Annotated in this window: 9 protein-coding genes; 6 read left to right on the forward strand and 3 right to left on the reverse strand. The window is 38.7% G+C overall.

The genetic code is table 11. The annotated features are described in order from the left end of the window. Positions 1–147: 147 nt before the first annotated feature. On the reverse strand, positions 148–1,533 hold the full coding sequence (locus ACYQ2M_RS24395; protein ID WP_459919006.1) for an MFS transporter: 1,386 nt from the start codon (positions 1,531–1,533) through the stop codon (positions 148–150). 17 nt (positions 1,534–1,550) lie between these two features. Further along, complete coding sequence (locus tag ACYQ2M_RS24400; protein WP_459919007.1) at positions 1,551–1,994, reverse strand: MarR family winged helix-turn-helix transcriptional regulator; 444 nt, start codon at positions 1,992–1,994, stop codon at positions 1,551–1,553. Between the two features lie 276 nt (positions 1,995–2,270). Between ACYQ2M_RS24400 and ACYQ2M_RS24405 the strand changes: the two genes are divergently transcribed. From ACYQ2M_RS24405 to ACYQ2M_RS24415, 3 genes are all read left to right on the forward strand, one after another. Next, entirely contained in the window at positions 2,271–2,822 is a 552-nt protein-coding gene (locus ACYQ2M_RS24405) for a HEPN domain-containing protein (protein ID WP_459919008.1), read from the forward strand. 122 nt (positions 2,823–2,944) lie between these two features. Next, positions 2,945–3,217 carry a hypothetical protein gene (locus tag ACYQ2M_RS24410; RefSeq protein WP_459919009.1) on the forward strand — a complete coding sequence of 91 codons (273 nt, stop codon included), beginning with the start codon at positions 2,945–2,947 and terminating at the stop codon, positions 3,215–3,217. A 471-nt stretch (positions 3,218–3,688) separates the two neighbouring features. Beyond that, entirely contained in the window at positions 3,689–4,291 is a 603-nt protein-coding gene (locus ACYQ2M_RS24415; protein ID WP_459919010.1) for a pentapeptide repeat-containing protein, read from the forward strand. 57 nt (positions 4,292–4,348) lie between these two features. Here the strand turns inward: ACYQ2M_RS24415 and ACYQ2M_RS24420 are convergent, their stop codons facing one another. Next, positions 4,349–4,591 (reverse strand): type II toxin-antitoxin system RelB/DinJ family antitoxin, encoded by a 243-nt coding sequence (locus tag ACYQ2M_RS24420; protein ID WP_459919011.1) that lies wholly within the window; start codon positions 4,589–4,591, stop codon positions 4,349–4,351. Positions 4,592–4,848: 257 nt separating this feature from the next. On the opposite strand from ACYQ2M_RS24420, the gene ACYQ2M_RS24425 reads away from it, so the two are divergent. The 3 genes from ACYQ2M_RS24425 to ACYQ2M_RS24435 form a co-directional block, all read left to right on the forward strand. After that, positions 4,849–5,352 (forward strand): phospholipase D-like domain-containing protein, encoded by a 504-nt coding sequence (locus tag ACYQ2M_RS24425; RefSeq protein ID WP_459919012.1) that lies wholly within the window; start codon positions 4,849–4,851, stop codon positions 5,350–5,352. 316 nt (positions 5,353–5,668) lie between these two features. Continuing rightward, positions 5,669–5,845 carry a hypothetical protein gene (locus ACYQ2M_RS24430; protein WP_459919013.1) on the forward strand — a complete coding sequence of 59 codons (177 nt, stop codon included), beginning with the start codon at positions 5,669–5,671 and terminating at the stop codon, positions 5,843–5,845. A gap of 62 nt (positions 5,846–5,907) precedes the next feature. Beyond that, positions 5,908–6,265 (forward strand): nitroreductase family protein (locus tag ACYQ2M_RS24435; RefSeq protein ID WP_459919014.1); only part of this gene is annotated, 358 nt, incomplete at its 3' end.

Raw genomic sequence — 6,265 nt, forward strand, 5'->3', positions numbered from 1 at the left:
AACCCAGAATAGAATTGTTGGCACCCAACCAACCGCTTGCACGCTGACCGGCTATATCATGCGGCTTAAATCAAATGGGTAGCTGCTTGTAATTTCATGTCTTTTTGAATTTGTTGGGTTCCCACCGCCGTCAGGTGAAGCGGGGCGTTATACCCTTTTCATTGTACCTCTGGTAAGCGAAAAATAGATACCAACCAAACAACTGACTGTAAAAATAATAAAAAGAATATTTATCGAACGAAGAAACGCATCATAGTTTTCAAGAGCTATCTCTTTATTTCCGATGATAAGCGAGAATAAAAATGTTACGATTGCCATACTGATCACCTGTCCAAGAAGCCTCATTGTAGCAACAGTTCCCGAAGCAACGCCATACAACTTCTTTTCAACACTGCTCATAATGGCATTCATATTTGGAGATGAAAACAAAGCAAATCCCAGACCAAGAACTAATAGACTGACAATTATGTAAAGTAAAGATGTCTCGCCATTTAGAAAGATCAGCAACAAAAGTCCCAATGCTGTAAGCCCCATTCCTGATGAAGCAATTATTGCAGGATTTGTCTTATCGGATAATTTTCCTGCAAAAGGCGAAAAAACGGCTTGTACTAATGGTTGTGAAACAAGCACAATCCCAGCCACTTGCGGTGTCATCCCCTTTATATATTGCAAATACAAACTTAAAAGAAACGCTACAGCATAGGTTGCAGAATAATTGATGAGAGCGGCAATACTTGAGAAAGTAAACGTGCGGTTGCTGCAAAAAAGGGAAGTATCAATAACGGGAAACCTAGTTTTTCTTACGTAGTAAACAAATGTAGCCCCTCCTGCTATTCCAAGACATAACAGCCATATGCCTGATGCGGCAGGCAAGGAAGTAAAACCAAACATAAGACAGACGAGTGAAACCCCATACAGCACACTTCCAATAATATCAAAACGTTCATTTTCAGCACTTGCCCATTCTTTTTTGATTTTTACAACGGAAAGATATAGTGCTAACATTCCGAAAGGCGCATTGACGAGAAATACACCTCTCCATCCCAGAAAACTTGTCAACCATCCTCCGGCAAAAGGACCAAACGAATATCCGATATAAACACATGCCACAACAACACCCATTGCTTTTCCTCTTTCCTTTACCGGAAAAACATCAGAGATAATGGCCATGCTTGTCGCCATTGACATCGCTGCTCCCACACCCTGTAATATGCGAAAAACAATAATCCAGTAAATAGACGGTACAAAGGCAGTACCCACTGTAAAAACGGTAAATATGGCAATACCTATGGTAAAAATCCTTTTTCGTCCATAAATATCTCCCAGTTTTCCGGCAGGCACCAAGACCACCCCTGAGGCTAATAGATAAGCCGTAGCAGTCCAACTTAATAAGACAGCGTCAACTGAAAAATCGGCCTGAATCGCTGGCAGGGCAATATTGACCGCAGAAATCATAAAAGGGAACATAAAAACAGAAAGAGATATTGCCCATAAGGTCGAAGTCTTTAATTTCTGTGTATTGTTTGATTGCATCGGTCTCCTCCATTATTTTAGTATCTTTCCAAATAGGTAAAGGCATTGTCCGCCATCTTTTCGAGATCGGTTAACAACTGCTCCTTCCGTTTTTTAGATAAATCTCGACTAAGAATTTCACTCCATTTCAGGATAATATTCCAAAATTCGTCTTCGATCTCTCTTGCGGCTGGTTCCAGATATGCATGTTTAACACGTTGATCGTTACTATCGGAAACCCGCCGGATATACCCGAGATCTTCTAATTTTTTCAACGCTCTGGCAGTGTTGGCCTTGTTTAAAAATGTTGATCGGGTTAAGTCTTCCTGACTTTTGCCATCCGCATCAAAAAGCTCTGCTAAAAAAATGTACTGTCCAATACCAATTTTTAACTTAGGCATCTCTCTGTTCAGATAGACTGTAAACATCCTGAAAAGTAGCGTGATAAAACGGGCTGGGGTTTTTCTGCCTTGTAGTTGCATGTTTTTTCCCTTCTATATTAGTTGACTTAGCAACAATATAGCGCCATCAAGTTGCGAAGTCAACTAATTTGCCAAAGTGGCAAAAAGAGGCTCGAGTGTATTTCAAATACTAACTACTGAAAATATTACCATTTTATTTACAAAAAGAGAAAAATATCATAAAGGTATAACGAGGCGTTTCACCGGACTCGTTACACTCGTCGGTGAACTTCCCGTTATGATTCTTTAAAATTTAGCAATTGGTATATTGTCAGTTTCATGTGAGAGGCTAATAATATGGATTGGATGTATAAAAAACAATTTGATACTGTGTATGAATGTGCAAATTATTGGCACAATAAATCGTGCGATTTAAATACATCATCAGAAATCTTATGGAATGCTTGGAAGAATGGAGATCTTATAGATAGCGGTGATACGTATCTAATGCTAATGGGTTTATCATTTGAGTTGTTATTTAAGGCATTTTACATAGCTAATGGAAAAACCCCACCTACACATCATCATTTTGACAATTTAACTAATGAATGTTCTACCACATTAACCAGAAAAGATAATAGCATTTTAAAAATCCTAAGTGGTTATATTATTTGGGAAGGACGATACCCAGCCCCAAAAGATAAGATAAATAATGCTACTAATGAAAATACTGGTTTCTTAAAAATTAAAGAACAGCGGAAACCTTTTGTCAATTCACTTAGTATTACAGATCAACTTTCAGGGAAATCAAATAGCAAGTTAAATAGAAATGATCTAGATTATGATAGTCTCCTAAAGTTATGGAAAAAAATAAATACTGAGTACATAAGAAAACACTTAAAAACATAACAGGAAAATGAACTCGGATCGCATTAACTCATCGCTCAGCCTGAACAGCAGTTGAGTAAGTAAGTGAGTCTTGCGACCGGTTATTAAAACGTTAGCATCTTAATGAAAAAGTGGAATAAGTAATGAACTATTCAAAAGAAAAAATCTATGAAAAACTATTTCAGATATTCATGAAATACAAAAAGCGATATAAAAATCCAGCCAAATCAGAACAATTGGCGTGTATGTGGTCAATAAACAGTCCGCCGGATATAATAGAAGACACACCTCCATTTCATGACATTGAAAAGGCTTTTAATATATCAATTAGCGAAGACGATTGTCTGGAATTATATGATATGGATATTAATGAAGCTGTAGGTAAAATTGAAGATATGATGCAAAATCAATGTTAACAAGCCGGTTGCCGGTGACGCTTTCCGCTGCGCTACAAGCACCCCTCACCCCCAGCATTAACCCTTAACAAACGGAGTTCACAGCACCCCGGTAAGGTGATTATGGTACAAAATATCAAAAGTTTACACAAAAACCGAAACATCACTCCCCCTTTCATGCGATGGATAAAATCTGGTCAGACCATGAACCATATTTTCCAACAAAGCAAATGTCGGGTTGCTTTTGGGAGCTATTGTTGATATTAACCATTTGAGTCCTTTCTGTTTGATATTATTGTGTTTTTAGCTAATTCACTGTACATCAAACGATTGTGATTCTCAATATTTTATTATATAAGTTCAGTCTGTTAAGTCAAAATTGCAGATTCTAATGCTTCCCCGAAAATTGAGATATTATCGTGAAATATGGTAATTAAGAGCCTGGAACAGAACATGGGCCGACAAGAAAATATATAGAATCCATGGAACATAATGACCCATTATAATTTAAAAAAGAAAGATTATTTTTCCCAAGATTTTTCTCAGCTAAAGCTTTCCGATCATGTAATAAACGCAACGACCTTCGAAGAATGCAGCTTCAATGATTGTAATTTAAGTGCCGTCTGCTTTAAAAGGTGTTGGTTTATTGACTGCCGGTTTGAAAATTGCAATCTTAGTGTGGCAAAATTTGACTTCAGTAGATTTATGGATGTCGTTTTTCAAGACTGTAAAGTTATCGGGATAAACTGGACAACCGTTGACTGGCCCACGATTGCCCTTGATTCTCCGTTACAATTTGAAAATTGTACGTTGAATGATAATACATTCTTAGGTCTGAATTTAAGCCGAATTGTTATTAAGAATTGTGATGCCCATGATGTGGATTTTAGAGACGGTATATTCTCTGATGCAGATTTTACACATACGGATTTTGCCAATAGCCTGTTCAACGGAACAGATTTGACAGGAGCAGATTTTACAGAAGCGTTCAATTACAACATCAATATTATGAACAATAAAGTTAAAAATGCAAAATTTAGCCGTTTTGAAGCCATACGCTTATTAGAAGGGTTGGATATTGAGCTAATAGACTGAAACCTGAAGTTTAATGATGAAAAGATTCCCTTGACCACTCCCGGATATGCCACCCCCTCACTTATCAAGTTCCTGAAAAAGATCATCAACAGAGTTAACAGTATGAAGTCCTTTGCCAGTGTCAGCATCCATATGGGTTTTTGCCGTAATATCGTTAAGGATTTTTAATTCAAAAAGGATCCCATTATGAAGCGTTATTTGGGAAAGATACATTGAAATAGCCTCAGACATTGAAATAGGCATTTTTTTTAAACCAGAATCAGGACACCCTGAAAACACCCTGGAGAGACCATAGTCCATGACACACCACAGCCATTAACCGATCCCAGACCCATAGTGGATAGCAAATTTTAAATATGCGATTGCCTTAGATTCTTATCTCTGATTTTCGTGTTATTCTGGCAAGAGAATTACAAAACCTTTTTGGTTCTGGCTTGTCCAGGTTAAGATTGCGTGGCTGGTAAACATCAAGATTATAATTTGCTGATTGGACCATGGCGAAACCATAATGATGATAAATATCAACTAAATTCGAAAAAAGTACAAAAGAGTGAAGGATGACTTTTAGGACAGGAAAAGAAGCCTTTGTCTGGATATGGCTCCCCGGTGAAACCGAACCTGTTGTGGCCGGTCGTCTTGAGGCTGATAACGGCTATCTCATGTTTAACTATGGCAAAAGCTACCTGGAACGTGTCAATGCCGGCAAGCCTGCAATTTCAATTTACGAACCTGAATTGCCGCTAAGAACCGGTTTGCTGCCTTTGCTCGAGGGTTTGACCATGCCTGGTTGTATCAGGGATGCTGCACCTGATGCCTGGGGAAGGCTAATATCCACCAACATTTCGAATCCTGCCTTAACCGATGGGCTGGAGTGGAATGTGAAGCTTTGCCAGCAGGGTTCAGAGCACCTCTGGAAAAAAATAAATGCCACCTTTGAGACCTATTTACAATCCCGGGAGTTTGAACGAATCTCGGTGGAATCACTGCCACGCCTGGCCCGTGCTCTGAACCAGGAACGGGGAGGTGGCGTATTATCGTGTGCTTTCGGTAAGCATGCGTGAATTGAAGTTTTTTTGATGCTATAATCCAACAGCTTTCAGATGCGCTGAATAAGGGGCGATCAACAATTATGAGACAGATACAAGCATTGAAAGACCTGGGAGTTTTAGAGCGTGTGGGGTCAAAAAAAAGTGGCCGTTGGGAAACTAAAGGGTCATCAAAATCAATATTATGAACCTAAAAATGAATCTTTAAACACTTTGGTGTGAAGAGCTGGCATTGCGTCAGATTACAAGGTACGCCTCACCGATTCCGGAACTGGGCTTGAGCTTGATTTTAAGAATGATGCCCATTTGCATCCCTTGAGATGGATGTGGTATGGGTATTAATAATGTTAGAAGTATCGTTACGGTGTATTTCACTTATTCAGGATATCAGGCTTATCAAATAATTAATAATCCAGAAGAATTAAAAGCAATGCTTCAAAAATATCTAACACCCGAACAAATGGAAATATTTAATATGTTTGAAGATATGATGAACGGAGCTATGTAGTTAAATTATTACCTAACTTCTATAACCCGTCCCTTATTCAATAGGCAATAAAAGGAGAGATTATGAAAACGATAGAAGCCATACGTGCACGTCGAGCTGTCAAACATTTTGATGCTGACCACGTTATGACCGCTGAAGAAGCAAACGAGATTTTATCGTTAGCGGTTCTTTCACCAACAGCCTTTAATATCCAGAACTGGCGTTTTGTTGTCGTGGATGATGCTGACTTGAGGAAAAAGATCAGAGAGGTGGCCTGGGATCAGTCACAAGTTACCGATACATCTTTGTTTATAATTCTTTGCGCAGATCTCAAGGCTTGGGAAAAGGAACCTGAGCGTTATTGGGCAAATGCTCCAAAAGAAGTTCAGGAGTTTATGATGCCAGCTATAGATAACTATTATCGAGGCAAGGAACAGGTGC

Source organism: Desulfocicer niacini (assembly GCF_054657595.1).